Annotated in this window: 8 protein-coding genes; 3 read left to right on the top strand and 5 right to left on the bottom strand. The window is 71.9% G+C overall.

Features of this window, described 5'->3' with window-relative positions; all coding sequences use genetic code 11:
- The first annotated feature begins 6 nt into the window (after positions 1-6).
- Positions 7-699, top strand: a complete 693-nt coding sequence (locus ACFY0I_RS08235; protein ID WP_388891874.1) for a histidine phosphatase family protein — start codon at positions 7-9, stop codon at positions 697-699.
- 42 nt (positions 700-741) lie between these two features.
- Here ACFY0I_RS08235 and ACFY0I_RS08230 read toward each other — a convergent pair whose 3' ends face one another.
- The 4 genes from ACFY0I_RS08230 to ACFY0I_RS08215 form a co-directional block, all read right to left on the bottom strand.
- Positions 742-2103 (bottom strand): aldehyde dehydrogenase family protein, encoded by a 1362-nt coding sequence (locus ACFY0I_RS08230; protein ID WP_388891871.1) that lies wholly within the window; start codon positions 2101-2103, stop codon positions 742-744.
- Positions 2103-3161, bottom strand: a complete 1059-nt coding sequence (locus ACFY0I_RS08225; RefSeq protein WP_388891869.1) for an AMP-binding protein — start codon at positions 3159-3161, stop codon at positions 2103-2105. Before ACFY0I_RS08225 ends, ACFY0I_RS08230 begins: the two co-directional genes overlap by 1 nt.
- 175 nt (positions 3162-3336) lie before the next feature.
- Positions 3337-4449 carry an NAD(P)/FAD-dependent oxidoreductase gene (locus ACFY0I_RS08220; RefSeq protein ID WP_388891866.1) on the bottom strand — a complete coding sequence of 371 codons (1113 nt, stop codon included), beginning with the start codon at positions 4447-4449 and terminating at the stop codon, positions 3337-3339.
- A complete protein-coding gene (locus ACFY0I_RS08215) occupies positions 4446-5414 on the bottom strand; it encodes a hypothetical protein (protein ID WP_388891863.1) in 969 nt (322 codons plus the stop codon). The genes ACFY0I_RS08220 and ACFY0I_RS08215 overlap by 4 nt, the downstream gene beginning before the upstream one ends.
- A gap of 271 nt (positions 5415-5685) precedes the next feature.
- On the opposite strand from ACFY0I_RS08215, the gene ACFY0I_RS08210 reads away from it, so the two are divergent.
- Both ACFY0I_RS08210 and ACFY0I_RS08205 read left to right on the top strand, forming a co-directional pair.
- On the top strand, positions 5686-6666 hold the full coding sequence (locus ACFY0I_RS08210; protein ID WP_388892784.1) for a TerC family protein: 981 nt from the start codon (positions 5686-5688) through the stop codon (positions 6664-6666).
- 247 nt (positions 6667-6913) lie between these two features.
- Positions 6914-8287: an FAD-dependent oxidoreductase gene (locus ACFY0I_RS08205; protein ID WP_388891860.1), complete on the top strand. Its 1374-nt coding sequence runs from the start codon at positions 6914-6916 to the stop codon at positions 8285-8287.
- A gap of 80 nt (positions 8288-8367) precedes the next feature.
- Here the strand turns inward: ACFY0I_RS08205 and ACFY0I_RS08200 are convergent, their stop codons facing one another.
- Positions 8368-16626 (bottom strand): SDR family NAD(P)-dependent oxidoreductase, encoded by an 8259-nt coding sequence (locus ACFY0I_RS08200; RefSeq protein ID WP_388891857.1) that lies wholly within the window; start codon positions 16624-16626, stop codon positions 8368-8370.
- Positions 16627-16641: the final 15 nt, after the last annotated feature.

Raw genomic sequence — 16641 nt, 5'->3', positions numbered from 1 at the left:
CGTCCGATGCGCATCGACTCGGTACCTGGTCGTGGAGCGGCCGGCGCGGACGCGCCCGCCGCCCGGCCCGGCTCAACCACCCTCGTGCTGCTACGTCATGGTGAAACGGCGTTGACACCGCAGGGGCGAATATCCGGCAGCGGCGGCTCGGATCCGGCGTTGTCCGAGACCGGGCTGCGGCAGGCGGAGGCCGCCGCCCGGAGGCTCGCGGAACGCGGTGGGGTGCGGGCGGTGGTGTCCTCACCGCTGCGCCGGGCCCAGCAGACGGCCGAGGCGGCGGGACGCCACCTGGGCCTGGAGGTCCAGGTCGACGAAGGACTCGTCGAAGCGGACTTCGGCGCATGGGAAGGACTTACGTTCGCCGAGGTGCGCGAGCGCCACCCCGACGACCTGGCGGCGTGGCGCGCCTCCCCGGATGTGGCGCCGGGCGGAACCGGGGAGACGTTCAGCGCGGTCGCGCGCCGCTCCGCGCTCGCGCGGGACCGGCTCCTGGCACGGTACCCGGGGCAGACGGTGCTGGTCGTCTCGCACGTCGGGGTGTTGCGGACGCTGCTTCGGCTGGCGCTGGGCGCGCCGGCCGCGTCACTGTTCCGGATGGAGCTGTCGGCGGCCTCGCTGTCGGCCGTGGCCCACGACGGGGACGGGAGCGGCTCGGTGCGGTTCCTCAACGACACCTCGCACTTGGAGGACCACCACTGACCTCGGCGACGAGGGGCCGTGCTCGGCCCGGCCCCTCGTCGGTCAGCGTCGAATCGTCTTGGTGCGCATGAGGAATTCGGCGAGGTAGCCGTCGTGCGGCAGTCCGTGCTCCATCCACGGCGTCGGGTGGTCGCCGACGTAGACGTTGGCGATGCTCGGCTCGGCCATCAGATCGTCGATCAAGTTCTCGTCGGTGGTGACGGCGGTGAGGACGAGGGTGTCGCGCAGCGGCCGGATCCCGGCATCGCGGTCCCAGGGCGCGATCCACGCGCAGGGGAAGCCCAGCTCCAGCCCGAGCTGTTCGGCGAACGGGCTGTCGAGCTGGTGCACCGCCGGCCGGAGCACGGCGGAACCGTCGCCGAGGTCGTCGACGATGCCGTCACCGCCCAGCCACGCCTTGGTGCCCGCCGCCCGCTGCCGCAGATACGCGTCCCACCGGCGGGCGGGACCGAGGGGCTGTACGGGCAGGACTGCGCGTGGGTCCGTCGCGGGCAGGCTGGGCAGGGCGGCGAGGCGTTCGGCGATCGCCGCGGCCACGGGCGAGGGGTCTCCCTCGACCAGCACGCCGGTGGCATTGACGCAACCGACGCCCCCGCCGGCGCTGATCGACTCCACGATGGTGTCGACGATCGGCTCCCAGTCGGCTTCGGCGGTGATGAGAACCTTGGAACGCCCCGGGCCCTGGGGCAGAACGCGTGGATCGCCCGCGTACTTGCCCACCACATCCGCTCCGCCGTACACCATCCCGTAGTCGGCGTGTCGCAGGATGTCGTCGGCCACGGTGTGGTCGGTGGGCAGCAGCACGATTCCCTCGTCGCCGAAACCGGCCTCGCGCAGGGCAGTGATCAACCGGTGCGGGGTGAACGGCTCGCGCCGGGAGGGACGCACGGCGACGCGATAGCCGAGTGCGAGGGCATCGAACCAACCCTGGTGCACCGCGGGGTGATTGCCCGCCGCATGGACGGCGAACACCGAGCCGCGGCGCGTCCACAGGGCCGCTCCGTCCCGGGCCCGCGGATCGCGCCACGAGGTGAGCGCCCCGGCCGGCCGCGCGTTCTCGACGCCGAGGTGGATCCGCTCCGCGGCCCGCGCGATCTCGTCGGTGGCATGGCGCACCACCGTGATCGGTATCCCGGTGACCGTGCTGACGGTGTGCTGATACTCCTGCGGCGTCAGTCCCCCGATCGTCTGCGTGGCGAAGGCCCGGCCCGCCCGTGCGAACGCCTCGATGCGGGTGTCGACGGGTAGCACCGGTGCTCGGCGCAGGGCCTTGATCGCACGGGTGACGTAGAGCGAAGGCGCCAGACTCAGTGTCGCGACCTGGTTCCCGGCAAGGTCTCGAATGCTCTCCTGACGCCGGGACCGGTAGGGGCCGCCGGGGCCGAGAACGTCCAGGGACAACATCAGTACACGCCCTCGACCACCGTCTTGCTGCCGAAGGACGCCACCGGTGTGACGTCTGCGACCGCGTCCGCGAAGCCGCCGTCCAGCGGGGCGATCCGCGTCGCGAAGTCCCGCTCGATGTTGTTGACCAGCAGGGCACTTCGGCTCAGGTGGTGCACGACTATCTGCCCGCGCTCGCCGAACGGAACGGGCCGGCCCGTGTCGGGGTCGATCACCCGGAACGTGGTGTACGGCGCGAAGGAGTCGAACACGCACGGCTCGTCGTGTCCGAGTCCGGGTCGCTCCACCGACGTTCCCAGCATCATCGTGCCTCCGTACCCGCCGACCAGTGTGGCGTTCGCGAACACCTCGTCGCGCAGCAGGTCACGGGTGTCGGCGTCCAGATGCGTACCACCCCAGACGATCGCGCGGACCTTCCGGTTCACCAACTCGACCAGATCGTCGTGCTGTGACAGGCGCTCCAGCAGCGGCGGGGTGGCGAAGAGGACGCCCACGTCCTGGGACTCCAGAATGTGGCCGACCTGTTCGATGAGGTGATCGGTGTAGGCCTCGGCCACGTCCGAACGGCCGTCCGCGATCAGCTTCTTCACCCACCGCGGGTCCAGGTCGATGCTGAAGTTCAGCCCGCCCCGGATCAGCGCGGTGTCCGCCGCCATCGCTCCGACGTTGTGCGGCCCGGTGGGGACGGCACTGAGCCAGTCGACGTGTCGGGGTACGCCGTGGGAGTCCAGTCGATCACTGAACCATTCGACGCTGCTGCGATGCCATTCCGCGCTGTACGGCACCCGCTTGGGTTGCCCCGTGGTGCCGCCGCTCTCGTAGACGGCGGCCCCGTGGTCGTCTCCGTAGCCACGGGGAATCAGGTCACGGACGCCGACATCGCGCAGCTCGTCCACCACGTTGGGGAACAGGCTGAGATCGTCGAAGTCCCGGACATCGGTCAGCGGATCGAAGTCGAGGCTCTCGGCCCGTTTCAGCCAGAACGACGACCCGGTCTCCGGACTGAAGTGCCACCGCATCATCTCCCGAACGAACTCTCCGCCGGTGTGCTCGACCATGGACTTCCTTTCGAGATGGTTGGACGGATGCCGGACGACTGCGCGTCGGTCCGGTCGCGGGAGGCACCGAGCGGGGCCGCGCGCAGGGGTCGCGGCGCCGGCCAATCCGGCGCCGCGACGACGTCCTGCGCTTCCTCCACGGCCCCGTGGTGCTCGCCGGTGGTGCTGCTTCTTCCTACCCGGGCCCGGCCGAACCGCTGAGGCAGCGGGCGGTGGAGAGACCCGCCGTGTCGATCCAGGATTCCTTGTCGAGCACGAGGTCTCGGATGATCTCTCCGGCGGCGGGTGCCTGGCACAGTCCCTGACCCGAGAATCCGGCCGCGTAGAAGAACCGGCGGGATCGATCGCGACCGATGAAGGCCATCCCGTCCGGGCTGACATCGAGGTTTCCGCTCCACCCGCTCTCGATGGGGCTGCCCGCCAGGGCCGGGAAGGTCGTGCCGAGGTGGCGCGACACCCGTTGCAGCCAAGCCTCGCGGGTTTCGTCCGGAGCGGGCCGGCCCATCCCGACGAGAACGCGGTCTCCCCAGCTTCGTATCCGCAGGCTGGACGGGTGCATGGTCATCGGTAGAGCGTCCTGCGGGGCAGTGCCGCGGACGTCGGTCAGGAGCATTTCGACGGGGTACGTGCTCACGGGAACGCGTACGTCGACCATTTCGGCGACCGTTCCCGACCAGGGGCCCGCCGCGCAGACGATGTTGTCGGCGTGGACGCTTCCCGCGGGCGTGTGCACCCGCCCGTCCGGGTCGATGCCCGTGACCGGTGTTCCCGTGCGCAGGACGGCGCCGGCCTGTTCTGCGGCCGCGGCGTAGCCGCGCACGATCGCGGCGGGGTCGCAGGCATAGGCCCCGGGCGACCATGCCGCCGCCACGATGGTTCGCTCGTCGACCAGCGGGTTGAGCCGCGCCGCTTCGGCTGCGGTGACGAGTTCGACGTCCACTCCGGCCGCCCGCTGGGCGGCCTCGGTGTCCCGGTAGTCCCGCACCTGCTGTTCGTCGGTGAACAGCACGAGCAGGCCGATGCGCCGCAAGCCCAGGTCGGTGCCGGTCCGTTCGGCCAAGGCGTGGTACGCCTCCAGGCTCCGGACGGCAAGGCTGCTGATGAGTGCGTTGCCGGGAAAGTAGGTACGCACCACGCCCGCGGTGGTCGCGGACGTTCCCGAACCGAGCCCGCCACGCTCCAGCAGGACGGTATCGACGCCCGACTCGGCGAGCCGGAACGCGATCGAGGTGCCGATGACGCCGCCGCCGATGACGACGGCGTCCGCGCGTTCGGGAAGTCGACTCACGGCCGGCTGACCAACTCGTCCGGGCGCAGCCGGCGCAGGTGATCACCGGCTTCCCACGGGTACAGGTGCAGGTTCCACCCACCCAGGCAGTTGATGTAGAGGGCCAGCTGGCTCACCACGCTCAGGAAGTCATCACGATCGAGCTGGTCGAGGCAGTTCAGGAAGCGCTGGGTGAAACTCCAAAGCTGCTCCAGACCGCAGTAGCCCAGGAACTCGGCCGGAATGCCGACCAGCAGGCGCGTCATGTGGCGCAGTGAATCCATCGGCATGCCCTGGACCGCGGCCCGGACCAGACCGCCGTAGGTGGCGTATCCCAGCGGACGGGTCTCACCGTTGACGAACAACAGGGTGGGCAACACCGTCTCGAAGCTTCCCGCGCCGGAGGGAATCAACCCGGCGTGGAGGTCGGCGAGTTCCTTCGGTTCGGAAAGCCAAGCCAGCTCGGTCGCCTTGTACACGTCGTGGATGAGACGGCTCGCGTCGGGATGCGCGGCGGTCAGGAGGGGAATGCTGTGGCCGCCTTCCGTTCCCGCCTTTCGGACCTCGACCAGGATCGGCTTCTTCGTCGAGTAGACCGAATCCCAGGTCAACCGTCCGGCTTCCTGAAGTGCCGAGACATCTTCCTGCCGGATCCGACCCACCGGCGATGCCGGCATCGGTTCGGTCAACGTGCCGTACTTGATGCCCAGATGCTGGAGCGCGGAGCAGAATACGGTCCCGTCGGGTGCGTCGCGTCGATCGGCTATCCGAGTGGAAGCGGACAGGTGCAGCAGCGACGGAATGGGTGCCGCGTGGTAGAGGTGCTCTCCCGCGACCAGCGCGTGCCCCTGCAGACTCTGGTAAGGCAATGCCTCCCACAGTGCGTCCGCGAGTTCAGGGTTACGGCCGTCGAGTTCCGCGGTCACGGTTATGCCCAGGTCGGGCCAGGCTATCTCGATTTGCCGGACGGAAAACGTGTCGGTCAAGGTTTTTCCTTCGCTCGATTGACCTGTTATGGAAACGCCCTGCCATCGCGCTTCAACGTACCGGCGATCAAGTGCGGCCCCACCCCTGGCCACCCCCCTATCGGGCGGGCGCGCCACCCCAGACCGCCGCGCCGCGCAGGGCTCTGACCAGGCCTCAACCACGAGCCCACGACCTCGCCCCGATACCATTTCTTTACTACCTCTTGGTCATCCTTGTACCCTTGGCAGCTCTTGCCGGAGGAAGGGATCCAGGTTGAACGTCTCAACGAGCATGTGGGTGCTCACAGTTGCGGGACTCTGCGCGCTCATCGCGGCCGACTTCTTCATCGGCGGCCGCAAGCCGCATGAAGTCTCGATCAAGGAGGCGGGCATCTGGACAGCCGTCTGGATCGTTCTCGCCACACTCTTCGGCGTGGGTCTGCTGGCATGGGGCGGCGGGCAGGCCGCCGGTGAGTTCTTCGCGGGCTACGTCACCGAAAAGTCACTCAGCGTCGACAATCTCTTCGTCTTCGTACTGATCATGGCGAAGTTCGCGGTCCCCTCGATCTACCAACAGCGCGTGCTGATGGTCGGTGTGCTGATCGCCCTGGTACTGCGCGCCGTGTTCATCGCCGCGGGCGCCGCCGCGATCAACTCGTTCGCCTGGGTCTTCTTCATCTTCGGCGCGTTCCTCATCTGGACCGCCTGGAAACTCATCCAGGAGGCGCGGGCCGACGAGCAGGACGAGGACTGGGAGGAGGGCCGCCTGATGAAGGCCATCGAGCGGCGCCTGCCCTCCACCGACGTGTGGCACGGGACGAAGCTCTTCGTCCACGAGAACGGCAAGCGGCTGGCCACCCCGATGCTGCTCGTCATGCTGGCGATCGGCATCACGGACGTGCTCTTCGCGGTGGACTCGATCCCCGCGATCTTCGGCCTGACCCAGGACCCGTACATCGTCTTCACCGCCAACGCCTTCGCCCTGATGGGTCTGCGGCAGTTGTACTTCCTCATCGTCGGCCTGTTGCAGAAGCTGGTCCACCTCTCGTACGGCCTGTCGGTCATCCTCGCCTTCATCGGCGTGAAGCTGGTCCTGCACGGCATTCACGAGACGACGAGCCTGAACGTCCCGGAGGTCTCCCTCCCGGTCTCGCTGGGCTTCATCTTCGGCGTACTGATCATCACGACGATCACCAGCCTCGTGGCGTCGAAGAAGGCGTCGGCGGCGGAGGCGAAGAAGGCCGGAAGCGAAAAGGAGGACGTCCAGGGCTGAGACTCCCGCACGAGTCCGGTCGCTCCCGTCCCTCCCGGTGGGGGCGACCGATTCCCTTGCCCAAAGCGATAGGGGACCCCCTGTCTTCGCCGTCCGACCTCCACAAGGCCGTACGCCGGCGCCTAGCATCGCGGCGTGACGCAGTCGGGCGGCCGACACGGGCACGGTGCGCCGAAGGGCACGGGTGTGGGGTGCGGTCGCCGCTGCTCGGTGAATCGCAGGGACAGCACAACATCCGGGAGCACGCATGGTTTCACGAATCGTGGTGGCGGGCGGAGGCATCGCCGGTCTGAGCACCGCGTTACTGCTCGCCCGCCAGGGGTACGCCGTGGACTTGGTGGAGCGGGACGGTCCCCCACCGGAGGACCTCGGCTCCATTCAGGAGTGGCAGCGGCCCGGTGCTCCGCAGGTGCGCCACCCGCACATGTTCCTCGGACTGTTCCGGCACCTGCTGCACACCCGGTTGCCGGACGTGCACGTGGACCTGATCGCGCACGGGGTCGACGAGGTGGACATGACCGCCCCGCCCGGGATCGAGGCGCCGGCCGGCGCGAGAGTCCTGGCGAGCTTCGGCTCACGCCGCGCCACCGTGGAGTGGGTGCTGCACGGCGCCCTGCGGAAGCAGACCGGCGTCCGGTTGCACCATGGCCTGTCCGTCCGTGAGGTCGTGGCCGACCAGGGACGCGTCCGGGGCGTGCGGGTGGACGGCGCGGTGATCGAATCGGACGTGGTGGTGGACGCCACGGGGCGTCGCTCGCCGCTGGTCGGCGCCTTCACCAAGGAGGTGGAGGAAAGCCCTTGCGGCACCGTCTACCACAGCCGTTTCTACCGACTGTCGGACGGCGTACCGAAGCCTCCGACGTTCCTGGTGCCCGTGGTCTTCGCCGGTGGGGCAGGCTTCGGCGGCGGCCTCTACGCGCACGACGACCGCACGTTCGCGGTGGTGTTCGCCCGGCTGCCCGAGGACGAGACACTGGGACGGCTGCGCCGGACCGATGCGTTCGAGGCCGCCGCGAACGCCGTGGCCCAGTTCGGGCCGTGGCTGCGGCCGGGCGCTTGCGAGCCGATCGGCGACGTCGTCCCGATGGCCGGACTCACCAACTCCTGGCGCGAGCTGTCGCCCGAGACCCCGGCCGGGTACCTGCCGCTCGGGGACGTGCTGTGCACGACCGATCCCATCCTGGGCCGTGGCGCGTCCTTCGCCCTGGCCGGCGCTGCCCAACTGAGCGACCTGATGGCGCGTCACCCTACCGATCTGGAGGCGGTGGCCGCCGGGCTGCGGGCCTTCGTCGAGAGCGATATCCGCCCCTGGTACGAGGACGGGGTCCACGACGACGTCGAGCGCACCCGGAGCTGGCGCGCCACGGTGGACGGTCTGCCCGAGCCGCCCGCCGGACTCCCGCCGGCCGTTCTCGCCGCCCTGGCCGGCCAGCAGGACCACCGCCTGTGGGAGCAGGCGCAGTTGCGCGCCAATCTGATGGCCGCCCCGGACAGCCTGGACACCCCGGAGGTGCGTGAGCGGCTGGACGCCGTGCTGGCCACCGGATGGGAGCCTCCGGTGCTCTCCCCCGGCCCGTCCTACGCGGAGCTGACGGACGCGCTGGCCGCGCACGGAGGCTGAACGGCCTTCATGCCGCAGGGCCCCGGCTTGTGCCGGGGCCCTGCGGCGTTCCGTCGGTGGGGTCGTCCGGCCGGCCCGACTCAGCCGGCCTTCGGTCGCGGGAGGGCGCGCAGCCAGGCGTCGACGGCCTCGGCGGTCGTGGCGGCCCCGGACTGCATCATGGAGAAGTGGTTGCCCGGGACCTCCCGAGCGGTATGGGGCAGTGGCCAGCTCAGGCGCCATCCGTCGCCCGCGACGGTGTCGGTCACCGGCTCGCCCGCGCGGACGAACAGGGTCCGGGTGCGCACCGGTTCGGGCCTCCAGTCGTCGAACAGCCGCAGGTAGGCGCCCATCGCCGTGAGCCGGGCGCTGTCGAGCCGCCCGACGGTGGACTCGTGGTCGAACATCATGTCGGTCAACGCGTCCTGCACCTGGGTGAAGGCGGAGCTGCCCGGCAGGTAGGTGTCGATCAGTACGGTGCCCACCGGCGGCACTCCCCGGGCCTCCAGTCGACTGGTCACCGCGTGCGCCAGCCAGCCACCGGCCGAGTGCCCGACGAGGGCGAACGCGCGGCCCTCGGCGCAGCGCAGCGCGAGGTCGGCGTGCAGGGAGACGACTGCGTTCACATCGGCCGGCACCGGTTCGTCCGCCGCGAACCCGGGCACCGGCACGAACCACGCATCGCGTCGCCGCTGCAGGGCCGTACCGAAGCGGGCGTACTGGTAGACGCTGGACAGCGCGGTGATCGTGGACAGGCAGATCAGCACGGGTTCGTCGGAACCGTGAGCCAGACGGACCGGACGGGGCGGGACGGCCAGGGTGGCCGGGTCGGTGAATTGTTCACGGAGCCGGGACGCCGCGGCCAGCAGGTCCATCGCCTCGTGCGCCTTCCGCTGCCGACAGGCCGCCCGGTACAGCGCTTCGATGCTGTCCGGCGCGGCGCTCTCCACCGCGGCCGTCGGGGCCGCCTCCGTCGAGAGGGGCATCGTGACGGTCGCCAGCTCCGCGTCCAGGTGCGCCGCGAGCTCGAAGGGGGTCGCGTGGTCGAAGACCAGGGTCGCGGGCAGCCGCAACTCGGTGGAGGACTGCACCCGGTTGCGCAGTTCGACGGCGGTGAGCGAGTCGAAGCCGAGTTCGGTGAACGCCGCGTCGGACGGAACCTGATCGGCGTGCGCGTGGCCGAGCACGGCCGCCGTGGCGGAGCGGACCAGTCGCAACAGCGCCTGCCGGCGCTCCTGCGGCGTCAGACCCGCGAGTTCCCGCCGCACCGTCGCCTCCGGCTCCTGATCCGCCGGACCGCTCGGGGCCGTCCGGGCGGGTGCCCCGACCAGGCTGCGGAGCAGCGGCGGGACCGCCGCGTCCGCGCCCCGGGCGCGCAGTGTGGCCAGTTCCACCCGCGCTCCGAGTACGGTCGCCTCACCCGTGGCGAGCGCGGCGTCCAGCAGCGCCAGTCCGCCCTCGGTGTCCAGCGGTGCCAGCCCCGCGCGGGTCATCCGGCGCAGGTCCGTCTCGGACAGGTGGGCGGTCATCCCGGTGCGCTGTCCCCACAGGCCCCACGCGATGGAGAGCGCGGGCAGTCCGGCGGCGTGGCGGTGCCGGGCGAGGCCGTCCAACAGGGCGTTCGCCGCGGCGTAGTTGCCCTGGCCCGGGCTGCCCAGGACCGCGGCGGCCGAGGAGAACAGGACGAAGGCGGCGAGCGGGCGATCATGGGTCAGCTCGTGCAGGTGGATCGCCCCGTCGGCCTTCGACCGCAGTACTCGGCCCAGCTGTTCCGGTGTCATCGAGGTGAGAACCGCATCGTCCAGTACCCCGGACGCGTGGATCACCGCGCTCAGTGGCCGATGCCCCGGAATGCCGTCCAGTACCTCGCGCAGCGCGTCCCGGTCGGCGGTGTCGCACGCCGCGAAGGTGGCTTCGCACCCCAGGGCGGCCAGGTCGGCGCGCAGTTCGCGGGCCCCTGCCGCCGCCTCGCCACTACGGCTGAGCAACAGCAGGTTCTTCAGGCCGTGTTCGGCGGCCAGATGCCGCGCCACGTGTGCGCCGAGGGTTCCGGTGCCGCCGGTGACCAGAACGGTTCCGGTGAGTGGGGCGGGTGACCCGGCCGGTGCGGGCAGGCGGACGAGCGAGGGTTCGAGGACGGCCGCGGCGCGTACCACGACTTGGGGCGCGCCGCTCGCGACGGCCTCGACGACCGCCCGCGGCAGTACGTCCCCGTCCAGGTCGAGCAGGGTGAACCGGCCGGGGTGCTCGGCCTGCGCCGAGCGGAGGAGTCCCGCTGCCGCGGCGGCGACCGGATCGAGGGTGTTGGCGCCGCGGAAGGTCACCACCAGGCGGGTGTCCTCCCAACCCGGCGTGCGCAACCAGGTGCGCAGCAGGCTCAGATGACGCCCGGTCAGCGCGTGCACGTCGTCCAGGAGGTCCGTGCCGGCGGGTCGCGCGGGCTCCGGGGCCAACAGCACGACGTCGGGCTTCGGGGTGCCGGGGGCGACGGCGCCCAGCAGTGCGGGCAGGTCGGCGTGGGCCGCGGCGTCGGCTCCTCCGGCGGCCAGCAGCGTACGCAGTTCCTCGGCGTCGGTGCCCACGACGGCCCATGTGCCGGCCTCGGGCGGGGTCGGTGTCCGTCGGCCGGTCGTCTCCCGCCAGTCCAACCGGAACAGTCCGCCTCCCAGGAGCCGCATGCCTCGGGTCGAGACCGGCCTGAACTCCAGCGAGCGGGCGGACAGGACCGGGGTGTCGGTCTCGTCCGTGGCCGTGACCGAGACGCCGCCGTTCGTGGTCGGCGCCAGCCTCACCCGCAGGGCGCTCGCGCCCGCGAGGTGCAGGCGCAGCCCCGTCCAGGCGAAGGGCAGCCGGATGCCTTCGGCATCGCGGGCCGGTGCCCCGCCGGCGGAGCCGGTCGGGCCACCGGGGCCGTCCGGGCCGCCAGGACCGGTCGCGGCCAGGCCGACCGCCTGGAGGCCGGCGTCGAGCAGTGCCGGGTGCAGCGCGAACCGTGACGCCTCCGGGACGAGTGGGTCGGGCAGCCGCACTTCGGCGAAGACCTCGTCGCCGCGGCGCCAGACCGCCCGGACTCCCCGGAACGCGGGCCCGTAACCGTATCCGAGGTCGGCCATCCGGTCGTGCCCGGCGGTGATGTCCACGGCTGTCGCGCCGACCGGCGGCCAGGCGGTCGTGTCCGTCCCGGTGATCGCGAGGGCGGCGGTGGGCGCGGTGGTGGTGAGGGTGCCGGTCGCGTGACGGGTCCAGCCGGAGTCGTCCGTGCCGACGCGCGCGCCGTCGTCCGTCCGGGAGTGGACGCGGAACTCGCGCCGTCCCGTGGGGTCCGGCGGGCCGACCCTGACCTGGATCCGAGGTTCCTCACCCTCGTGGAGCACCAGCGGTGCCTGGAGCGTGAGTTCCTCCACGGCGGGGTGGCCGCAGCGTTCGCCGGCCCGAAGGGCGAGGTCGACGAAGGCGGTCCCGGGCAGCAGTGCCACGCCGGAAACCTGGTGGTCCATCAGCCAGGGCAGCGTCCGTGCGCGGAGCCGGCCCGTGAGCACCAGTTCGTCGGTGTCGGCGAGCGCGACCTCCGCACCGAGCAGCGGATGGTCCGACGGTTCCACGCCGGTCGCCGCGATGTCCCCCGTCACGGGCGGCGCGGCGTCGATCCAGTACCGCCGCCGCTGGAACGCGTACGTCGGCAGTTCCACCGGTCGGGGTCGGTGGCCGGTGAAGGCGGGCTTCCAATCCACCCGTACGCCACGGACATGGGCCTCGCCGAGGGAGCTGAGGAACTGGTCGAGGCCGCCCTCGTCGCGGCGGAGCGTGCCCACCGCGAACGCGTCGGTGCCGGCTTGCTCGGCGGTGTCGAGCACCCCGGCGATGAGAACCGGGTGCGGGCTCATCTCGGCGAAGGCGCGGTGCCCCTGGCCGAGCAGGTTGCCGACCGCCTCGTCCAGCCGGACGGTGTGGCGCAGGTTCCGGTACCAGTAGTCGGCGTCCAAGGTGGAGGTGTCGACGAACCCGCCGGTCACCGTCGACAGGAACGGCACGGTGGCCGCGCGCGGCGACAGGCCGTCCAGCCGGTCGAGCAGCGGCGCCCGCAGTGCCTCCACGTACCGCGAGTGCGACGCGTACCGGACCGGGACGCGCCGAACCCGGATGCCCTCGACGGCGCACTCCTTCTCCATCAGGACCAGGCCCGGGAGCGGCCCGGACACCACGACCGAGCGTGGCCCGTTGATCGCGGCGACCTCCAACCCACCGCCCCACCGGTCCAGTCGGTCCGTGACCCAGGAGACGGGAGCGGCGACCGAGGTCATGCCTCCGCTGTCCTGGAGGTCGGCCAGCATCCGGCTGCGCAGTGCGACCACGCGGGCGGCGTCGTCCAGGGTCAGGGCCCCCGCCACGTGAGCGGCGGCGATCTCGCCCTGACTGTGACCGACCACGGCGGCCGGGTGGACGCCGTGCGCGCGCCACAGTTCTGCCAGTGCCACCATCATCGCGAAGAGCGCGGGCTGCATCACGTCCACGCGGTCCAGCGGCGGCGCACCGGCGACTCCCCGGAGCGCCTCCGGCAGCGACCAGTCCAGGTGCGGTGCCAGGGCCTCGGCGCACGCCTCGATGCTGTCGCGGAACACGGGCGAGCTGTCCAGCAGCCGCACGGCCATGCCGTCCCACTGCGAGCCCTGTCCCGGGAAGACGAACACCGGCCGTTCGCCCGCGTCGGCCCGGCCGCGCACCACGTGGGGGGACTGCTGCCCCGCGGCCACCGCGTCCAGGCCCGCGAGCAGTTCGTCGCGGCCCTCGCCCCGGACGGCCGCGCGGTGCGCGAAGTGCGACCGTGTGGTCACCAGCGCGTGCCCGACGTCCACCGGGTCGGTGCCGGGTGCGGCGCGCAGGCCGCGCCGCAGCCGATCCGCCTGATCACGCAGTCCTGCTTCGGACTTCGCGGACAGCAGCCACGGCGGTACGACGGACGCCTCGTGTGCGTCGGTCGCCGGCTCAGCGGCGACCGGGGTGCCGATCGCGGGGGCCTCCTCCAGGATGACGTGGGCGTTCGTGCCGCTCATCCCGAACGACGAGACGCCGACCCGGCGTGGGCGGGCGGACCGCTTCCAGGGCTGCGGTGCGGTGAGCAGCCGCAACGCTCCCTCGGACCAGTCCACGTGCGCGGACGGCTCGTCGGCGTGCAGGGTGCGGGGCAGTGTTTCCCGGTCCAGCGCCATCACCATCTTGATCACGCCCGCCGCGCCGGCGGCGGCCTGGGTGTGGCCGATGTTGGACTTCAGCGATCCGAGCCACAGCGGGAGGTCGGCGGGGCGGTCCTGCCCGTAGGCGGCTTGGAGTGCCTGTGCCTCGATCGGGTCGCCGAGCGTGGTGCCGGTGCCGTGCGCCTCGACGGCGTCGACGTCCGCCGCCCCGAGCCCGGCGTTGCGCAGCGCCTGCCGTATCACCCGCTGCTGTGCGGGGCCGTTCGGGGCGGTGAGGCCGTTGCTCGCGCCGTCCTGGTTGATGGCGGATCCGCGGATCACCGCCAGTACCCGGTGCCCGTTGCGTCGGGCGTCGGAGAGCCGTTCCAGCAGCATCATGCCGACGCCCTCTGCCATGCCCATGCCGTCGGCGTGGGCGGAGAACGCCTTGCTCCGCCCGTCCGCGGCGAGGCCGCGCTGCCGGGCGAAGGTGAGTAGCGAGCCGGGTGTCGTCATCACGGTGACGCCTCCGGTCAGGGCCATCGTGCACTCGCCCTGCCGCAGCGCCTGCGCGGCCCAGTGCATCGCCACCAGCGAGGACGAGCAGGCGGTGTCGACCGAGACGGCCGGGCCTTCGAGACCGAGGGCGTAGGCGACCCGGCCGGAAACCACGCTTGCCGCGTTGCCGGTGCCGAGGTAGCCCTCCAGGCCGTCGTCGCCGGAGACCAGCAGCGATGCGTAGTCCTGTCCGTTGGTGCCGACGAAGACACCGGTATCGCTGCCGCGCATTCCCTCGGGGGCTATGCCGGCCTGTTCGAAGGCTTCCCAGGAGGTCTCCAGGAGCAACCGCTGCTGGGGGTCCATGGCTGTCGCCTCACGGGGGCTGATCTCGAAGAATCCGGCGTCGAACCCGGCGACGTCGTGCAGGAACCCGCCACTGCGCGCGTACACCGTACCGGCCCGGTCCGGGTCCTCGTCGTAGAGGCCGGACACGTCCCAGCCCCGGTCGTGGGGGAACGGTCCGACGGTGTCGACTCCCCCGGCGACCACCTGCCACAGATCTTCGGGGGACTCGACGCGGCCGGGGAATCGGCAGCTCATCCCGACGATGGCGATGGGGTCGTCGGCGACTGCCCGGGCCGGGGGCGTGTCGGCCCTCCCGTCGCCGGTCTCCGTCGTACCGGGTGTCAGCTCCAGGCGTAGCAGGCGGGCCACCGCCGCCGGGCTGGGATGGTCGAAGATCAGCGTGGCGGGGAGTCGTACACCCGTCGCCGCCGACAGTCGGTTGCGCAGCTCGACGGCCGTCACCGAGTCCATGCCCAGCTCCCGGAAGGCCCTGTTCGCGCCGATGTCGTCCGGCCCGGCGTGGCCCAGCACGGCGGCGGTGGTGGCGCGGACCTCCGTCAGCACGATCCCGTCGTGGTCGGCCGGTGCGGCGGCGGCCAGGGCCCGCGCCAGCTTGGAGGTGTGCCCGGCGTCCGGGTTCCGGTCGGTGTCGGCCGCAGCCTGCGCGTCCAGCACACGGCGTGCCTCGGGGAGGTCGCCGATGAGCGGTCGGGGCCCGGCGGAGGTGAACGTCGGGACGAAACGATCCCAGTTCACGCGGGCCAGCACGACGGTCGGTTCGGCCAGCGCGGGCAGGCCGGGCAGCGCGGCCAGGGCCGCGCCGGAGTCGGTGACCGGCACTCCTTGCCGGCGCAGCAGGTCGGCCAGTTCGGGCTCGGCCTCCCAGGGGCTGATGGCGACGGAGGTGACGGGCCGACCGGCCTCGCGTTCCCGTTCGGCCAGGGCGTCGAGGTGTGCGCCGGCGGCTGCGAACGCGCCGTGCCCACCTCCGCCCCAGACGCCCGCGACCGAGGAGAGCATGACCAGTTGGGCGTCCGGATGGTCGGTGCGCAGCACCTCGGCCAGCGATTCGGCGCCCGCGCAGCGCTCCCTGATCACGCGGGTGGCGTGTCCGGGGTCGCACGACCGGACCGGGGCCAGTTCGGTGACGCCGGCGGCGTGCACCACCGCGGCCAACGGCGCATCTCCGGCAGCCTCTTGGAGCAGGGCGCGCAGTGCCTGCGGGTCGGTGATGTCGCCCGTCACGGCCACGGTCGGTGTACCCGCCTCGATCAGCTCGGCGCACAGTCGCGAGGTGTCGCCGCCGACCAGCACCAGGCGGTCGGCTCCTCGGGAGGCCACCCAGCGGGCCACGTGACGGCCGGGGCTTTCGGCGCCACCGGTGATCACCACCGTTCCGGCCGACGGCCACGTCCGTCGCGGGTCGACCGGCTCCTCGGTTCCGGGTAACAGCCGACGGCCGAAGGCTCCCTCGGCGCGGATGGCCACCTGGTCCTCATCGCCGCCGTTCGTGAGCCGGGCCGCCACCCGGGTCGCCACGTCGGCGATGGCGTCGGCATGGGCCGGCAGGTCGATCAGGCCGCCCCAGCGGTCCGGGTGTTCCAGCGCGAAGCAGCGTCCCCATCCCCACAGTTCCGCCTGCGCGCAGTCCACGACGACATCGCCGCCGCCCACGCCGACCGCGCCCGAGGTCAGTTGCCACAGACGTGCTTGCCGGGGCGCGGACGCCACGAGCCGCAGGAGGCTCACCGCGGCTTGCCCTCGCAGCAGCGAGACCACCTCGGTCGGCTGCTCCGTGGCCTGATGTTCACCCAACAGGTCGGTCAGCAGCTCCGGTTCGGTCGCGTCCGGAGGTACCGCGACCGCACGCGCCGAGCCGCCCTCGCCCGCCAGAGCCGCGGCGAGCACGGCCGTCAGGGCGGTGCGGTCCTCACCCTCCGCGTGGACCAGCAGCCAATCAGCCTTCCGGGGCGGCTGCCCGGCGTGTTCCGGTTCCGGCAGCGGCTGCCAGCCGATCCGGTACCTGCCGACGCCGGTCGGCCGAGTGCTCGCCGCAGGAGTGAGCCAGTACCGCCGGCGTTGGAAGGCGTACGTGGGCAGCTCGACCGGTTCCACGGCGGGCAGCAACTCCCGCCACGCCACCGGCAGACCGGCCGCCCAGGCGGCGCCCAGACTCCGCAACAGCCGGCTGATCTGGGGCTGTTCACGGCGCAGGGTGTGCAGCACCCGTCCGGCCGTGACCGTCCGCTCCATCGCCAACGAGAGCACCGGATGCGGACCGATCTCCACGAACACCTGCGGACCCGCGTCCTGCAACCGACGCACCACGTCCGCGAACAGCACCGGCTCCCGCAGGTT

Source organism: Streptomyces sp. NPDC001568 (assembly GCF_042893755.1).
Taxonomy (GTDB): domain Bacteria; phylum Actinomycetota; class Actinomycetes; order Streptomycetales; family Streptomycetaceae; genus Streptomyces.
This window is presented reverse-complemented; position numbering and strand designations above follow the sequence as displayed.